Consider the following 15,593-nt stretch of genomic DNA (forward strand, 5'->3'; position numbering starts at 1 on the left):
TGCACCTGTACGGCGCCTAGCTCACCTCCCCGGTCAGGTGCAGTCGGCCCCCGGCGCTGCGCAGCTCGAAACGGCCCTCGCCGTCCGCGCCGTACCTCACCGTCCCCGGCAGTAGTACCGGCGCCCGGAACTCGGCCCGGACCACGGTTGAGCCGCTCGTGCCGTGGGCGGCCAGGCTGCGGGCGACCGTCCACATGCCGTGCGCGACGGCCCGGGGGAAGCCGAAGAGGCGGGCGGTGAGGGGGTGCAGGTGGATGGGGTTGCGGTCACCTGAGGCGGCGCCGTAGCGGCGGCCGACGTCCCCGGCGAGCCGCCACTCGGCCAGGACGGGCAGCGGGGCCGGGTGCTCGTCCCGGGATCCGTCGGGCCGGCCGGGCGTCCGGTGCCGGGCGAGGTAGGTGCTCCGCGACTCCCACACGGCGTCCCCGCCGGCCGCCAGCTCGGTGACCACCGTGGCCTGCGTGCCGCGCCGGTGCGGGGTCAACCCCTCGATGTGGACGGCGAGTTCGTACTCGCGGGTGGCCGGCAGGGCGGTGCGGCGGACGATCTCGATCGAGGTGTGGACCAGGCCGAGCAGCGGCAGCGGGAAGTCCCGGCCGCTCATCAGGCGCATGGCCAGCGGGAAGCCCAGGACGTGCGGATAGGTGACGGGCAGCGCGTCCGTGCCGTCGGCCGAGCCGGTCGCGAAACCGCACACCCGCTCGTAGGCGGCCAGCCGGGCCAGGTCGACGCGCAGGCCGGGCAGCACCAGGCGGGTGCGCGGGAAGTCCGCTTCCGGGGACGGGCGCTTGAAGGGGGAGCGCAGGGCGCCCCGGGCCAGCAGCGGGGGCAGTGCGGGTGCGGCGGGCAAGGTGAAGCTCAGGCGGCGGTCGGCCATGTCCAACTCCGCGCGACTCGGTCCGAAGTTCTTACTCTGGAGTAAGGTTACCGGGGGTAAGTCTATGTCATGGGTGAGGGGGGAGGTCGAGACGCGTCCCGGGCGGGCAGCGGGCGGGCAGGGAAGTTGACGCCTCCTCACGTACCCCCCGACGCTGCACACCCCCGGCTCCGGACCACCCCCGAACCCGCACGAGTCCCCCACAGAGGCCTCGTACGATCACCTGCCTAACTGGCGGTAACCCCTGTTTATGGGCCGCCGGTGAACGCCTCGCCGCAAGAGGTACGTACGTCATGCAGCAAGCAGTTCGCCGCTGCACGCCCGAGGAGCCGCCCGTGTCCACGCCGTACCCGAACACCCCCGTCTCCTCCGGCGTGACCGTTTCGGCCACCGACTACGACGGCCTCCCGGTCCTCGTGGAGCCCGAGACCCGGCGGCTGGACGGTGCCGTACGGGAGGCGTACGTCCCTCCTTTCGCGCCGCCGGTGAAGCACGGCTCGCTCGCGGACCTGCCGTTCGACAACGCCGAGGCGGCCCCCGGCGCGATCGTGCTCAGCCGCAGGCTCGCCGACGGCGGCTGGACGGACGTGACCGCGGCGGAGTTCGCCGGGCAGGTGCTCGCGGTGGCGAAGGGGCTGATCGCGGAGGGGTTGGTGCCGGGCGACCGGATCGCCGTCATGGCCCGCACCACGTACGAGTGGACGCTGCTCGACTTCGCCGCCTGGTCGGCCGGCCTGGTCACCGTCCCCGTCTACCCCACCTCCTCCGTCTTCCAGACCCGCTGGATCCTGCACGACTCCGGCGCGAAGGCCCTGGTCACGGAGAGCGCAGGCCAGGCCGCGGCCATCGCCCCCGAACTGGAGCGCATACCGGACCTGCGGCACCTGTGGGTGATCGAGAAGGGGCACGTGGAACGGCTGGCGGAGCTGGGCGACCAGGTGCCGGACGGCGAAGTGGGCGTCCGCAGAGGGATGCTGGGACCCGACACGCTCGCCACGCTCATCTACACGTCCGGCACCACCGGCCGGCCCAAGGGCTGCGCCCTCTCGCACGGCAACTTCTTCGCCGAGGTCGACAACGCCATCGAACTCCTCTACCCGATCTTCAAGGCGAAGTCGGGTGAGGAGGTGTCGGTGCTGCTGTTCCTGCCAATGTCCCACGTCTTCGGGCGGATGGTGGCGATCGCCTGCGTCCGGGCCCGGGTACGGCTCGGGCACGCGCCCAGCCTGAAGGCCGAGGACCTCCTGCCGGACCTGGCCGCCTTCCGGCCGACCTGTCTGCTGACCATCCCGTACATGCTGGAGAAGATCTACAACTCCGCGCGGGCCAAGGCGGAGACGGGCGGCCGGGTGACCACCTTCGACCGCGCGTCCGCGGTGGCGGTGCGCTACGGGGAGGCGCTGGAGGCCCGCCAGACCGGCACCGGCGGCGGCCCGGGCCGGACCCTGAAGACGGCCCGTTCCTTCTACGACCCGCTAGTCTACCGGCGCATCCGCAACGCCATGGGCGGCAAGGTCAGGCACGCCATCTGCGGCGGCTCACCCCTCGGCCGCCGCCTGGCCGCCTTCTACGCCGGGGCCGGCATCGAGATCTTCGAGGGCTACGGCCTCACCGAGACCACCGGCGCCTCGACGGTGACCCCACCGCTCAAGCCCCGCCTGGGCACGGTCGGCTGGCCGCTGCCCGGCACCCGGGTGCGGATCGCGGCGGACGGCGAGATCCTGCTCGCGGGCGACCACGTCCTGCGCGGCTACTGGGACCCGCAGGCGGGCGGAGTCGTCCCCGCGACCCGGGACGGCTGGCTGCCCACCGGCGACCTCGGCGAGCTGGACGACGAGGGCTATCTGACCATCACCGGCCGCAAGAAGGAGCTGCTGATCACGGCCGGCGGCAAGTCGGTGGCACCGGCGCCGCTGGAGAACTGGCTGCGCCAGCACCCGCTGATCTCCCAGTGCATGCTAGTCGGCGACGCCCGCCCCTACGTCGCCGCCCTCATCACCCTGGACCCCGACGGCATCACGCACTGGCGCCAGATGAACGGCAAGCACCCGGTGCCGCCGGAACTCCTGGTCGGCGACCCGGAGTTGGAAGCCGTCCTGCAGCGGGCGCTGGACGAGGCCAACAAACTGGTGTCCCGGCCCGAGTCGATCCGCAGGTTCACCGTGCTGCCCGTGGACTTCACCGAGGCGGCGGGCCATCTGACCCCCTCGATGAAGCTGCGGCGGCAGCAGATCATGCAGGACTTCACGGCCGAGGTGGAGAGCCTCTACACCCGCTGAAACGGTCGGCACCCGCTCCCGCCGGCCCCGCCTCGGTCCGGACTCGGCGAGGAGCGTGGAGCGGGTTGCCGCCTGGGTCGGTCGCGGCCCGGCATCGATCCTCGTACGGCCGCCGGAGCCAGTCAATCCTAAGGTTTTCTCCGTAAACCCCAGTGTTAGCTTGGGTGTTGTGACCCTCGACGATCTTCGTGCGTTCGTGGCGGTGTGCCGGGCCGGGAGCCTCAGCGCCGTCGCACGGGAGCTGGGCTGCACCCAGTCCGCCGTCAGCCAGCACGTCAAACGCCTGGAGCGGGAGACCGGAGTGGCCCTGCTGGAGCGGCAGCCGCGCGGGGTCGTGCCCACCCGGGCCGGCCGGATCCTCGAAGCGGCGGCCGCCGAGGGGATCTCGGGCCTCGACCTGGCGGTCCGGCAGCTGCGCGACCTGCTCGACGGGCACAGCGGACACGTCCGCGTGGCCACCGGTGCCACCACCGTCCGGCACTTCATGTCCGACGCCGTCGTCACCTTCCGGCGCCGCCACCCGCAGGTCAACCTGGAGTTCCGAACGGTCAGTTCCGGCCGCGGCAGCTTCGACGCGCTCACCGACGGCACCCTGGACCTGGCCTGGATCACCCTCGGCCCCCCGGTGCGCGGCATCGAGCAGCGCGCCGTGGTCGAGCTGCCCTGGGTGCTCGCCGTCCCCGCCGACGACCCGCTGGCCACGCGCACCCGCCTGGATCCGGCCGACCTGGCCGACGTACGGCTCATCCGGCTGCCGCCGAATTCCGCCTCCGCCGCCCATCTGGAGGACGCCTGCGCCCAATGGGGCGTCCGGCTCGGCCACGACACCAGCGTCGCCGACTGGGACACCGCGCTGCTGCTGGCCGAGCTGGGGGCGGGACGGGCCGTCGTCCCCGCCGTACCGGGGCTGCCGGTGCCCGGCGAGGGCGCGCTCCGGCTCGTGCCGCTGCCGGGTCTGCGGCCGCTGCCGGTCGGCTGGGCGGTCCGCCGCTGGGACGCGCTCAGCCCGCCCGCAAGGGCTTTCGCGGACACGGTCGTCGAACGCTGCGGCACACCGGCTGTGCCTGAAATGGCCGGACAGCGCGGTAAACCGGCTGTTCTGTTTTTGCCGTGAATCCGCCCCCGGCAAGTGCCGAGGAGCGGGTAGCGTAGGAGGGATGCACGCGTTTCCCCGGTGTGTCGTCAACTGGTCAACCACACAGAAGAAGTGAGCGTCTTGGGCCCACGCACCACCTCGGGAACCGGCCGGGATCGGATCGGTAACGCCCGCTCGTAGCCTGCCTTTCCACCCTCGCCGACTCCGTCACCACGAGCAGAGGCATGAAAGAAGACAACGACGTCCGCCGGATCTTCCTGCTGAACCCTGACCAGCGCCTCGTCCGCGAGGCCGCGCACGCGGGTGTCCAAGTGCGCTCCATCCGGGTCGACGCAACGGACGAGGCGGCCCTGCGCGCACCGCTCGCGGAGGCCGCCGAGGCCGGGCTGTGCGTCAACCCGGCCCGCGCCCTCAGGGTGCTCTCGGACCCGGCGGCCGTACAGCGCCTGGTCCGCGACAACCGGCTCTCCCCGGGCGGCACCGAGGTCGCGCCCGGCGATCTGCGGCTGACCGTGGAGACGCTGAGCGTGCACGGCATGCACCAGGCCGTCGGGATCACCGCCCGCACCCCCTACGGCCTGCTCCACCCCGCCCCGCTCACCGATGACACCGCAGCCGAGGTGCGCGCGGTGGTGACCGCCCTGCTGGACCTGACCGGGTACCAGTACGGGCCGGCCCACATCAGCGTCGCTTTCACCCCGCGCGGGCCGGTGATCACCGGCTGCCGGGCGGGACTCGGGGACGACCCGGTGCCCGAACTGGTCAAGGTGGCCGGCGGGTTCGACCTGGCGGCCGGCGCCATCGAGGTGCTGGCCGGTCAGCTGGTCGACGCGGTGCGGCCGAACCGGTTCGCGGCCGCGGCCCTGCTGAGCCCGCCGTGGCGGCTGCAGACCACCGAGGTCGGGATACTGCCGCACGTCCGGCACGTCTCGCCGCCCGAGGCGCTGCGCCCCGGACACCTCGTCGTGCACGCCGAATCGCCCGAGCTGGCCGCCCGCCGGGTCGCCTCCCTCACCGCCCTGGTCGTCGGCGACGGCGGCTGACCGGCGACCGGGAACGGATCGGGAACGATCCGGTACGGGTCGACCGCACTGTTGATACGTCGCCGGAAGAAGGACGACGACGCCAGCGACATCAACGGGAGGCGGAGTCAGGATGCTGAAGTTCTCGATCCTCGGGGCACTGCAGATCCGTACCGTGTCCGGCCCGGCGGAGATCTCCGGCGACCTGCAGCGCACCCTGGTGCAGACCCTGCTGGTCAGCGAGGGCCAGTCGGTGTCCGGGGAGAGCCTGGTCGAGGAGCTGTGGGGGGACGCCGTCCCCGACAACCAGGCCAACGCCCTCCAGGCCCATGTCAGCCGGCTGCGCCGCAGACTGCGCAGCCTGGAGCCCGGCCGGTCCGGATCCCGGGTGACCATCCACCCCTCCGGCTACCGGCTCCTGGTGACCGAGGGCGAGCTGGACGCCGCTGAGTTCGTGCGTACGGTACGGCAGGCCGAGTCGGCGTCCCCGCAGGACGCGGAGCGCACCGCGCGGCTGCTCGGCGGCGCCCTCGCGCAGTGGCGCGGCCCCGTCTTCGGCGGGTTCGCCGGCGGGACGCTGTGCCAGCTGGCCGGTGCCCGCTACGAGGAGTACCGGATGCGGGCCATGGAGCTGCGCTTCGACGCCGAGCTGCGGCTGGGCCGGCATGCCGCCGTGCTCGCGGAGCTGACCGAGGCGCACACCAACCACCCCTTGCGGGAGCGCTTCTGCGAGCAGCTGATGATCGCCCTGTACGGCTCGGGGCGGCAGGCCGACGCCCTCGACGTCTTCCGCCGGATGCGCCGCCACCTCGACGACGAACTCGGCATCCAGCCCTCCCCGGCCCTGCGTCAGGTGGAGAGCGCGATCCTCTGCCATGACCCGGCTTTGGCCGGTGATATGCGATCCTCTCTCCTTCAACTTGCATAAAGGGTTAGCTTTGGCTCGGCCGAGACGCGTCGCACGGTAACGTGAAGTCGCCTTCCAGCGTGGCCTGTTCGGGTACAAACTAGGATTGTCCCGAACATCTCGGGCCGGGCAACGCGATGGGGCGGGGGGGACGGGTTCGTGGAGTCGGCGGTATCCGCTCGGCCTGTCGTGCGTTTCAACATCCTCGGCCCTTTGGAGGGCTGGCACGGCGACCGCCGGCTGAGACTCGGCAGCCCGACCCAGGAACGTGTTCTGGTCACGCTCTTACTGGAGCCGGGGCGCATGGTGCCGGTACCCCGGCTGGTCGCCGCAGCCTGGGACGACGAGCCGCCACAGACCGCCGGCCACCAGATCCGCAAGGCCGTCGCGGCGCTGCGCACCCGGATCCCTGGCGGCGCCGGGCTGATCGTCACCGACGGCGCCGGATACCGGGCCGTCATCGACGAGGACCAGCTCGACCTGCACGAGTTCGCCCGCCACTCGGCCGAGGCCCGGCAGGCGGTTGCCGCCGGGCAGCCCGCCGAGGCCGTCGGACATCTGCGAGCCTGTCTGGATCTGTGGCGGGGCCCGGTCATGGCCGGAACGGGCGGTTCGGTGATCTCCGCGGCCTCCGCCGCGCTCGAGGAACGGCACATGGCGGTCGCCGAGCAGTACTTCGAACTACAGCTGGAACTCGGCCAGTCGGCCGAACTCATCGGGCCTCTACGCGAGTTGGTGACCGCGCACCCGCTGCGGGAGACCCTGCGCGGCCGGCTGATGCTCGCCCTGTACCGGGGCGGCCGGCAGGCCGAGGCGCTGGAGGAGTTCGGCCGGGTGCGCGAACTGCTCGTCGAGGAGCTGGGCATCGACCCGGGCGCCGAACTGACAAGGCTGTACGAAGCCATTCTGCGCGACAGCCCCGAGGTGGCGCCCCGGGTGCCGCAGTCCGTGGCCGACCGCGCGGCCCACCTCGTACCGGCCCCCCTCGACCGGCCGTCCGGATCCGAGCCCGCGCCCTGCACCCTGCCCTACGACCTGCCGGACTTCACCGGCCGCGACGAGGAGCTGGCCCGGCTGCTGGAAGTGGGCCGGGCCCCGGCCGGCGGGTGCGCCCGGATCGTCGGTGTGGACGGCATGGGCGGCAGCGGCAAGACCACCCTGGCCGTGCACGCCGCCCACCTGCTCGCGCCGGACTACCCCGACGGGCAGCTCTTCGTCGACCTGCGCGGATTCAGCCCCGGCGAGAAGGCGCAGGAGCCGGGTGCGGTCCTGCACTCCCTGCTGCGCACCGTCGGCATCCCGGACGACCGGATACCGGACGACCTGGAGCGGCGCACCACCCTGTGGAGAACCGTTTCCGCCCAGCGGAAGCTGCTGCTCCTCCTCGACAACGCCGCCGACGCCGCCCAGGTACGGCCCCTGCTGCCCACCTCCGAGGACTGCCTGGCCATCCTCACCGGCCGGGTGCGCATGCTCGAACTCGACGGCGCCGAGTGGCTCCCGCTCGGCCTGCTCTCGGCCGACGACAGCACCACCCTGCTCACCCGGATGCTCGGCGCCGACCGCACCGCCGCCGAACCCCAGGCCGTCGACCAGCTCGCCCGGCTGTGCTGCGGCCTGCCCCTCGCCCTGCGCATCACCACCGCCCGGCTGCGCAACCGCCCCCGCTGGACCGTCCAGTACCTGGTCGACCGGCTCGCCGACGAGACCCGGCGGCTGCGCGAGATGAGCGCCGGGGAACGCAGCGTCGAGGCCACGCTCCGGCTGTCGTACCAGGCGATGGAGGAGGACCGGCGCGTCGCGTTCCGGCTGCTCGGCCTGCACCCCGGCAGCGCGATCGACGTCCACTCGGCCGCGGCGCTGCTCGGCACCGACGTCCACGAGGCCGAGGACGTCCTGGAGCACCTGCTCGACGCGCATCTGCTGGAACAGCACGAGGCGGGGCTGTACGGGTTCCATGATCTGGTGCGGACGTATGCGATGAGTGTGCGGGAGGCGGAGGACGACGAGGGGGCCGCGGTCGAGCGGCTGGTGGGGTACTACACGCTGGCCACCGAGCAGGCCTGCAATATGCTCTTCCCCGGTCGTGACCGCTTCGGCAACCCGTCCGAGCCGAGCGCGCCTGAACTGCCCCGGCTGGACGGCGACGAGCAAGTTCTGGCCTGGTTCGACCGGGAACACGAGGCGCTGCTCGCGGTCGTCGCACAGGCGGGCGCCCGATGCCTGCACCGCTCCGCCACGCTGCTCGCCCGCGACCTGCTCTTCTACCTGGACCTGCGGGGCCACTACGAGGAGTTCCGGGTGGTCGGCCGCATCGGTGTCGATGCCTGCCGGCAGCTTGGCGACTCGGCGCTGCTCAGCGTCTGCCTGGGCAACCTGGCCGTGGCCCACTGGTGGCTGGGCGACTTCCAGGACGGGATCACCACCGCCCAGGAGGCCCTGGAGCTGGCTGCCACCGACGATCGCCGTGGCGAGGCGATGTGCATCGACGTGCTCGGCATGCTGCACGGCGCGATAGGCAACTTCGACGAGGCGCGCAAGTACCTGGACCAAGGCATCGCCTTGCACCGGGAGTTGGGCTCGCCTCGGGCCGAGGCTGTGGCGCTGGCCAACCTCAGCACCGTGGAGACATGGGCGGGCCATTACGCCGAGGCCGCCCGGCATGCGGCCAGGGCCACCGAGCTGAACCGGCGCCTGGGTGCGCGCAGCAACGAGATCTCCTCGCTGACCTGGCTGGCGCTGGCCCACCTCGGCACCGGCGAGGACGAGCGGGCGAGGGCCTGCCTCGCCCAAGCTCTCGAACTGTGTGACGAGTCCCGGAAACCCGCGAACGTAGCTGTCGTCCTCGCCCAGTGGGCGCGGGTCTGTCAGCGCCTCGGCGACATGCATTCGGTCGCCGAACACGCCGAGCGTGCCCTGGACCTGGTCTCCGCCGAGGGCACGGCCCTGCGCCAGGCGACCGTGGCCAACGTGGTGGGCCTGGTCCACCTGCGCAGCGGCGCACCCGAGCAGGCGATGGAACTGCATCGTCACGCCCACGATTTGGCCTCCCGCCTGGGCTACCGTTACGAAACCGCCCGCGCCCTGCACGGCATGGCGGAGGCGGCGCAGGCGCTGGGCGACGAACCGTTGGCACGTCAGCACCGGGGCGCGGCGGAGGTGCTGTACGACGCGATGCGAGTGACGGACGCGGGGCGGCGTCTCTAGGCAACGACCTGGTGGACGGCGGAAACTACCGGGGCGGCTCGCATGAAGAACGGCACCGACGGGGCGTGAGCCCGGCCGGTGCCGTCGATGCCGCAGTGCGCGGTTCGCGAAGGCCGTCAGTACTGGACGAGGCCGGGCGGGCGCTCGTCCGCCAGGGTCGGCCCGGACTGCGCCTGGTGGCCGGTCAGACCGGAGGCGATGTGCACCAGGGCATGCTCCACGCCGGTCGCCGGAACGGCCGCAGCGGTGCCGAGTGCCAGGACGCCGGCCCCGGTGAGCGCGGTCAGAACCGTCTTCGTACGCAGTGCGATGGCGCGCATAGGTTGAACCCCCAGGAAGAGACGGATCGTGATCCGGTCGCCGGGCCTCTCCCCGACGCCGCAACCGATGCTCGGGGCGAGCGATCCCCATGCCGTCCCCGCCGGTTCCCGGCACGGGGCGGGCTCCCGGTACTCCTGGTTTCAACTGCGCTTAGGGCCTGTCCAGGCGGGCTTCCGGGCGAACAGGAAGGCCTGGGGGACCGGTTCGCCGAGGGCGGTGTCGGCTTCGCGGACCGTGCGGGAGCCGAGCGCGAAACCGGCGTCCGTGAGCAGTTCCGCCAGGTGCTCGGGGCGGCGCCGGTGGAAGTCCAGCGCCACCGGGTGGCCCCAGGGGCGGTCGTGGCGGCGGGTGTGCTCCCCGGCCTGGAAGGCGAGCAGCAGGTGGCCGCCGGGGGACAGGATGCGGTGGAACTCGGCGAACAGGGCAGGGAGTTCGGCCACCGGTGTGTGGATCGTCGAGTACCAGGCGACGACACCGGCCAGCGCGCCGTCCCCGAGGGGGAGGTCCAGCATGGAGCCCTGCTCGAAGCGCAGCCCGGGGTTCTCGCGGCGGGCGATCGCGAGCATGGACTCGGACAGGTCGAGTCCGAAGACGTTCAGGCCGAGGGCGGCGAGGTGCGCGGTGACCAGCCCGGGGCCGCAGCCGAGGTCGGCCACCGGCCCGCCGGAGCCGACGAGTTCGGCGTACGCGGCGAGCAGGGCCCGGTCGAGGGGCCTGCCCGCGTACGCGTCCCGGAACTGCTCGGCGTAGTCCTCGGCGACGGTGTCGTAGAACGTGCGAGTGGCGGTGAGGAAGTCGTGGGAGTCGGTCATGGGGAGGGACCGTAGCCAGGGGCACTGACAGTGGGGGCTTGCTGCAGCCCCGGCCTACGCCACCCCCGCCAGCCGCAGCAGCGCCGCCGTCGCCGCCGCGCCCAGGATCACCACCGCGAACGGCGCCCGGTGCCAGGCCAGGACGCCTCCGACCAGCACCCCGGCCGGGCGGGCCCAGCCCGCGAAGCCTCCGCTCTCGGTCAGGGCGCCCGTGGCCAGCAGGGCGACGAGCAGGACGACGGCGCCCGCCGACGCCAGCTCCTGCACCCGGGCCGGGACCGTCGCCCGGCCGTGCAGCAGCGGGCCCACCAGGCGGAAGGCATACGTGCCGACGGCCAGGGCCAGGATCATGGCGACGGTGGCGTTCATACGGCGGCCCCGGCGGGGCGGCGGTGCAGGAACAGCCCGGCCAGTGCGAGCAGCACCGGCACCCCTGCCGGTACCGCGGGCGTCGCGGCCAGGGCCAGGGCGGCGCCGAACAGGGCGCAGCGCCGTACGGTCGCGTCGGCGCGCAGGGTCGGCAGGACCAGGGCCACGAGGACGGCGGGGAAGGCCGCGTCGAGGCCGAAGCGGGCGGTGTCGCCCAGGGCCCGGCCTGCGAGGGCCCCCGCCAGCACGCCGGTGTTCCACGCGGCGAACAGGCCGAGCCCGGAGATCCAGAACGCCCGGCGCCGCCGCCGTTGGTCGGGCTGGGCGAGGGCGAAGGCGACCGTCTCGTCGGTGACGAGATGCGCGCCGAGGAAACGGGTCGCGCGACCGGTACCAAGGGTCTCGGCCACCGCCAGGCTGAAGGCGGCCGTACGCGTGTTGAGCAGCAGGCCGGTGGCCGCGGCGGCCAGCGGACCGCCCCCGGCGAGGAGCACCCCGACGGCGCTGAACTGGGCCGATCCCGCGTACACCACCAGAGACATCAGCACCGGGACCCACACCGGCAGCCCGCCCGCGACGGAGACCGCGCCGAAGGAGGCGCCGATGATGCCGCCGGCCAGCCAGACCAGGGAGCTGTCCCGGACCAGCGAGCCGGTCTCCGTTGCGCCGAGACCTGTTCGGCGGAGTGGGCTTGGGCGGAGTGAGCTTCGGCGGAGTGAGCGTGTTCGGAGAAGCGAACGCATGTTTTCTACAATGAACAACGAATGCCCCGTCCGTCAAGGCGAACGATCGTACCGATGGAGCGAACGACATGTCCGAGGCACCGTCCGGGCCGCCCGCCCGGCTCCCGATGGAGTGGATCGCCGCGTCCCTCAGGCGCGAGCGCACCCGCACCGGGCTGTCCCTGTCCGAGCTGGCCAAGCGCGCCGGGATCGCGAAGTCCACGCTGTCCCAGCTGGAGGCGGCGAGCGGGAATCCGAGCATGGAGACGATCTGGGCGCTGGCCGTGGCCCTCGGGGTGCCCTTCAGTGCCCTCGTGGAGCCGCCCACGCCCGCGGTCCAGGTGATCCGGGCCGGCGCGGGACCCATCGTGCACTCCGAGCAGTCCAGCTATCTGGCGACGCTGTTGTCGGCGAGCCCGCCGGGTGCGCGCAGGGATATCTATTACGTCTGGCTGGAGCCCGGGACCGTACGGGATTCCGAACCGCACATTCCCGGGACCACGGAGCACATCGTGGTCACAGGGGGAGGCGTCAAGGCCGGGCCGCGCGGGGAGGCGGTCGAACTGGCGCCCGGGGACTACATGTCCTACCGCGGTGATGTGCCGCACGCATACGAAGCGCTCACCACCGGGACGAAGTTCGTACTGATCATGCAGCACATGTGAACCGGAAATGAACGGGAAAGGCAGGAGCCCCGTCGCCTTGCGGCGCGGGGCTCCTTGGGTACTGCACTCAGGTTCTGCGATCAGGCAGAGATCAGACGGGGGTGACGTTCTCCGCCTGCGGACCCTTCGGGCCCTGCGTCACGTCGAAGCTCACCTGCTGGTTCTCCTCGAGGGAGCGGAAGCCGGAGGCGTTGATCGCGGAGTAGTGAACGAAGACGTCGGGGCCGCCGCCCTCCTGGGCGATGAAGCCAAAGCCCTTTTCGGCGTTGAACCACTTCACGGTTCCGGTAGCCATAAGCCCTCCTTGGGCTCAAAAGGGTTGCCCTGCTCCAGAACCTGCAAGTGCGAAACTGTGCTGCACAACGCATTCGTCTGAAAACGACGAGAGCCCGCGGTCACATGCTCCGCAGGCTCTGTACTGCAAGGGAAACCAAACTGCAACTTGCGGCGAGCCTAGCACGCGGGCAGCCGAAAGCAATAGGGGCCAAGATCACGTCACCCGAATGTTTGAACCGCCAGGCGGGTGGGTTGACGGTGGGGCCGGTCTCAGCACGGTACAGCACGGGGTCTAGTCTCGCGATGTGGACAATTCTCGCACCCGGCCGCGCGTCGGCCACATCCAGTTCCTGAACTGCCTGCCCCTCTACTGGGGGCTCGCGAGAACCGGCACGCTCCTCGACTTCGAGCTGACCAAGGACACCCCGGAGAAGCTCAGTGAGCAGCTCGTGCGCGGCGACCTCGACATCGGGCCCGTCACCCTCGTCGAGTTCCTGCGCAACGCCGACGATCTGGTCGCCTTCCCGGACATCGCCGTCGGCTGCGACGGCCCGGTGATGTCCTGCGTGATCGTCTCGCAGGTCCCGCTCGACCGGCTGGACGGCGCCCGGGTCGCCCTCGGCTCGACCTCCCGCACCTCGGTCCGCCTCGCCCAGCTCCTGCTGGCCGAGCGGTACGGCGTGCGGCCCGACTACTACACCTGCCCGCCCGACCTCGGCCTGATGATGCAGGAGGCGGAGGCCGCCGTCCTCATCGGCGACGCGGCCCTGCGCGCCAACCTGCACTACGGGCCCAAGCTCGGCCTGGACGTGCACGACCTCGGGGCCATGTGGAAGGAGTGGACCGGCCTGCCGTTCGTCTTCGCGGTCTGGGCGGCCCGGCGCGACTACCTGGAGCGCGAGCCGACCCTCACCCGCCAGGTCCACGAGGCCTTCCTCGCCTCCCGCAACCTCTCCCTGGAGGAGGTCGGCAAGGTCGCCGAACAGGCCTCGCGCTGGGAGGCCTTCGACGAGGCGACCCTGGAGCAGTACTTCACCACCCTCGACTTCAGCTTCGGCGAGCCGCAGCTGGCCGCGGTCACCGAGTTCGCCCGCCGGGTGGGTCCGACGACCGGCTTCCCGGCCAACGTGAAGGTGGACCTGCTTCAGCCGTAATCGCCACGGCACTACGCTGCGGGCAGTGAGGCGTACCGGGGGAGAGGCGGGACGCCCCGGGGGAAGAGGGGGACGCCATGCAGCCGCTCGCAGCGGACGAACCGGCCGCCGTCGGGCCCTACCGGCTGCTCGGCCGGCTCGGCTCCGGCGGCATGGGCCGGGTCTACCTGGGCCGCAGCGCGGGCGGCCGTACGGTCGCCGTGAAGATCGTGCATCCGCACTTCGCGCTGGACGAGGAGTTCCGGGCCCGCTTCCGGCGCGAGGTGGAGGCCGCCCGCCGGGTCGGCGGCGCCTGGACCGCGCCCGTGCTCGACGCGGACCCGGAGGCCGCCGTGCCCTGGGTCGCCACCGCCTACGCGGCCGGTCCCTCCCTCGCCGCGGCCGTCCGGGACGGCGGCGCACTGCCCGCGCACACCGTACGGGCGCTGGGCGCGGGCCTCGCCGAGGCGCTGGCGGCGGTGCACGAACTGGGCCTCGTCCACCGGGACGTGAAGCCCTCCAACGTCCTGCTGACCCTGGACGGCCCGCTGCTGATCGACTTCGGCATCGCGCGCGCCACGGACGGGACGGCGTCCCTGACCTCGACCGGCGTCTCCGTCGGCTCGCCGGGCTACATGTCCCCCGAGCAGATCCTCGGCAAGGGGGTCACGGGCGCGGCGGACGTCTTCTCCCTCGGCGCGGTGCTGGCGTACGCGGCGACCGGTGAGCCGCCCTTCCCCGGCGACTCCTCGGCCGCGCTGCTCTACAAGGTCGTCCACGAGGAGCCGGAACTCGGTGACCTGACCGGTGAGTTGCGCCAGGCCGCTGCCGCCTGCCTGGCGAAGGACCCGACCGCCCGCCCGACCCCGGCCGAACTGGCCCGCCGGCTCGCCCCCGAGGGTGCCGCCCGCCTGGTCGCCGGCGGCTGGCTGCCGGGCCCGCTGGTCGAACAGGTCAGCCGCAGCGCCGTACACCTGCTGAACCTGGAGACGACCGAGCCGGCGCCGTCGGGGCCGGTGCGGTTCAGCAGTCCTTCGATGGGCGGGGAATCCGGTGTGGTCCCGCGTGAGCCGGCTCTGGTCGCGGGGGAGTTCGGACCGGCTCCCGTGATGACTCCCCCCGTGCCGACCCAGGCTCCGGCCGTGCCGTCGGGGGCGCCGTCGGGGGCTCAGCCGCAGGACGCGGTGCCGGCTCCCGGGAAGGTCAGCGTCAGCGTGGCGGCGGCCTCCGGGCCGGGGGAGAGCGGGCGCGGGCGGCGGGTCAGCTGCACCGTCGCGCTGGCCGTGGCGGGGGCGCTGGCCGCGACCGCCGTGGGGCTCGGGGCACTGCTGCGGCCGTGGGCCGAAGGAGGGCACGACACGGTAGGCAGCGCGCCGCCCGCCTCCGACTCCTCCTCCGCCTCCCCCTCGGACTCGTCACCCGCCAACGGCTCCTCGCAGGAGCCCAGTGCCGCGCCGGGCGCGATCCCGGCCCGCTACCTCGGCACCTGGGAGGGCCGGGCCACCGGACTCGGCGGCAAGCTCGACATGGGCACCTTCCGGCTCACCGTCCACCAGGCGGCCGTCGGCAAGGAGCTGGGCCGGCTCAAGCAGACCGATCAGATCGGCGGCGTCTGCACCGACATCCTCACCCTCAAGCTGGTGACGAAGACCCGGATCTGGGCGACCTCGGTGGGCGCCAAGGGCAACCACGGCGGCTGCGATCCCGCGCCGCACCCGGTGGAGTTGACGCCGGTCGGCGACGACCTGCGCTACACCGCGGAGAGCGCGGCCGAGGGCGACCCGGTGTCGCGGATGTCGAAGGTGGGCTAGCGCCGGCCTGCCGCACGCCCCCATCGGCCCGCCCTCCCCGGCTGTCACTACTGTGTCTGCGTTGGCGAACGCCAACGGCGCGCCACCGCACCGGTC

14 protein-coding genes are annotated in these 15,593 nt (G+C 72.6%); 8 read left to right on the forward strand and 6 right to left on the reverse strand.

The features are described 5' to 3' along the window. Positions 1-16: 16 nt before the first annotated feature. The gene (locus ACFY3C_RS21130) at positions 17-877 is read right to left on the reverse strand and encodes a MaoC family dehydratase (RefSeq protein ID WP_386577087.1); all 861 of its coding nucleotides are present in this window, start codon (positions 875-877) and stop codon (positions 17-19) included. 293 nt (positions 878-1,170) lie between these two features. Between ACFY3C_RS21130 and ACFY3C_RS21135 the strand changes: the two genes are divergently transcribed. The 5 genes from ACFY3C_RS21135 to ACFY3C_RS21155 all read left to right on the forward strand — a co-directional run bounded on the left by ACFY3C_RS21135 (position 1,171) and on the right by ACFY3C_RS21155 (position 9,388). After that, positions 1,171-3,156 (forward strand): AMP-dependent synthetase/ligase, encoded by a 1,986-nt coding sequence (locus ACFY3C_RS21135; RefSeq protein WP_386577088.1) that lies wholly within the window; start codon positions 1,171-1,173, stop codon positions 3,154-3,156. A gap of 169 nt (positions 3,157-3,325) precedes the next feature. Continuing rightward, complete coding sequence (locus ACFY3C_RS21140; RefSeq protein WP_390771848.1) at positions 3,326-4,270, forward strand: LysR family transcriptional regulator; 945 nt, start codon at positions 3,326-3,328, stop codon at positions 4,268-4,270. A 206-nt stretch (positions 4,271-4,476) separates the two neighbouring features. Further along, complete coding sequence (locus ACFY3C_RS21145; protein WP_390771849.1) at positions 4,477-5,295, forward strand: hypothetical protein; 819 nt, start codon at positions 4,477-4,479, stop codon at positions 5,293-5,295. Positions 5,296-5,407: 112 nt separating this feature from the next. Further along, positions 5,408-6,202: a BTAD domain-containing putative transcriptional regulator gene (locus tag ACFY3C_RS21150; RefSeq protein WP_386577091.1), complete on the forward strand. Its 795-nt coding sequence runs from the start codon at positions 5,408-5,410 to the stop codon at positions 6,200-6,202. A gap of 168 nt (positions 6,203-6,370) precedes the next feature. After that, on the forward strand, positions 6,371-9,388 hold the full coding sequence (locus ACFY3C_RS21155; protein ID WP_390771850.1) for a BTAD domain-containing putative transcriptional regulator: 3,018 nt from the start codon (positions 6,371-6,373) through the stop codon (positions 9,386-9,388). Positions 9,389-9,504: 116 nt separating this feature from the next. Here the strand turns inward: ACFY3C_RS21155 and ACFY3C_RS21160 are convergent, their stop codons facing one another. From ACFY3C_RS21160 to ACFY3C_RS21175, 4 genes are all read right to left on the reverse strand, one after another. Beyond that, positions 9,505-9,708 carry a hypothetical protein gene (locus tag ACFY3C_RS21160; protein ID WP_386577093.1) on the reverse strand — a complete coding sequence of 68 codons (204 nt, stop codon included), beginning with the start codon at positions 9,706-9,708 and terminating at the stop codon, positions 9,505-9,507. 141 nt (positions 9,709-9,849) lie between these two features. Further along, positions 9,850-10,521: a class I SAM-dependent DNA methyltransferase gene (locus ACFY3C_RS21165; protein WP_390771851.1), complete on the reverse strand. Its 672-nt coding sequence runs from the start codon at positions 10,519-10,521 to the stop codon at positions 9,850-9,852. 54 nt (positions 10,522-10,575) lie between these two features. Continuing rightward, positions 10,576-10,890, reverse strand: a complete 315-nt coding sequence (locus ACFY3C_RS21170) for an AzlD domain-containing protein (protein ID WP_390771852.1) — start codon at positions 10,888-10,890, stop codon at positions 10,576-10,578. After that, positions 10,887-11,633, reverse strand: coding sequence for an AzlC family ABC transporter permease (locus ACFY3C_RS21175; protein WP_390771853.1), 747 nt, complete (start codon positions 11,631-11,633; stop codon positions 10,887-10,889). The genes ACFY3C_RS21170 and ACFY3C_RS21175 overlap by 4 nt, the downstream gene beginning before the upstream one ends. A 68-nt stretch (positions 11,634-11,701) precedes the next feature. Between ACFY3C_RS21175 and ACFY3C_RS21180 the strand changes: the two genes are divergently transcribed. Continuing rightward, the gene (locus ACFY3C_RS21180) at positions 11,702-12,277 is read left to right on the forward strand and encodes a helix-turn-helix domain-containing protein (RefSeq protein ID WP_386577097.1); all 576 of its coding nucleotides are present in this window, start codon (positions 11,702-11,704) and stop codon (positions 12,275-12,277) included. A gap of 91 nt (positions 12,278-12,368) precedes the next feature. Here ACFY3C_RS21180 and ACFY3C_RS21185 read toward each other — a convergent pair whose 3' ends face one another. Next, on the reverse strand, positions 12,369-12,572 hold the full coding sequence (locus ACFY3C_RS21185; RefSeq protein WP_003992177.1) for a cold-shock protein: 204 nt from the start codon (positions 12,570-12,572) through the stop codon (positions 12,369-12,371). A 286-nt stretch (positions 12,573-12,858) separates the two neighbouring features. Here ACFY3C_RS21185 and ACFY3C_RS21190 point away from each other — a divergent pair, with 286 nt between their 5' ends. Together ACFY3C_RS21190 and ACFY3C_RS21195 are read left to right on the forward strand one after the other, a co-directional pair. Beyond that, the gene (locus ACFY3C_RS21190; RefSeq protein WP_386577098.1) at positions 12,859-13,707 is read left to right on the forward strand and encodes a menaquinone biosynthetic enzyme MqnA/MqnD family protein; all 849 of its coding nucleotides are present in this window, start codon (positions 12,859-12,861) and stop codon (positions 13,705-13,707) included. 77 nt (positions 13,708-13,784) lie between these two features. Continuing rightward, positions 13,785-15,497, forward strand: a complete 1,713-nt coding sequence (locus ACFY3C_RS21195; RefSeq protein ID WP_390771854.1) for a protein kinase — start codon at positions 13,785-13,787, stop codon at positions 15,495-15,497. The last annotated feature ends 96 nt before the right edge of the window (positions 15,498-15,593 follow it).

The organism is Streptomyces sp. NPDC001410 (assembly GCF_042895235.1).
In the GTDB taxonomy this organism is placed as follows: domain Bacteria; phylum Actinomycetota; class Actinomycetes; order Streptomycetales; family Streptomycetaceae; genus Streptomyces.

Bases quoted from the DNA above. Each gene is read 5' to 3' on its own strand.
- ACFY3C_RS21180 (WP_386577097.1), top strand. From the start codon at position 11,702: ATGTCCGAGGCACCGTCCGGGCCGCCCGCCCGGCTCCCGATGGAGTGG.
- ACFY3C_RS21135 (WP_386577088.1), top strand. From the start codon at position 1,171: ATGCAGCAAGCAGTTCGCCGCTGCACGCCCGAGGAGCCGCCCGTGTCC.
- ACFY3C_RS21150 (WP_386577091.1), top strand. From the start codon at position 5,408: ATGCTGAAGTTCTCGATCCTCGGGGCACTGCAGATCCGTACCGTGTCC.
- ACFY3C_RS21170 (WP_390771852.1), bottom strand. From the start codon at position 10,890: ATGAACGCCACCGTCGCCATGATCCTGGCCCTGGCCGTCGGCACGTAT.
- ACFY3C_RS21165 (WP_390771851.1), bottom strand. From the start codon at position 10,521: ATGACCGACTCCCACGACTTCCTCACCGCCACTCGCACGTTCTACGAC.
- ACFY3C_RS21160 (WP_386577093.1), bottom strand. From the start codon at position 9,708: ATGCGCGCCATCGCACTGCGTACGAAGACGGTTCTGACCGCGCTCACC.
- ACFY3C_RS21195 (WP_390771854.1), top strand. From the start codon at position 13,785: ATGCAGCCGCTCGCAGCGGACGAACCGGCCGCCGTCGGGCCCTACCGG.
- ACFY3C_RS21185 (WP_003992177.1), bottom strand. From the start codon at position 12,572: ATGGCTACCGGAACCGTGAAGTGGTTCAACGCCGAAAAGGGCTTTGGC.
- ACFY3C_RS21175 (WP_390771853.1), bottom strand. From the start codon at position 11,633: ATGCGTTCGCTTCTCCGAACACGCTCACTCCGCCGAAGCTCACTCCGC.
- ACFY3C_RS21145 (WP_390771849.1), top strand. From the start codon at position 4,477: ATGAAAGAAGACAACGACGTCCGCCGGATCTTCCTGCTGAACCCTGAC.
- ACFY3C_RS21130 (WP_386577087.1), bottom strand. From the start codon at position 877: ATGGCCGACCGCCGCCTGAGCTTCACCTTGCCCGCCGCACCCGCACTG.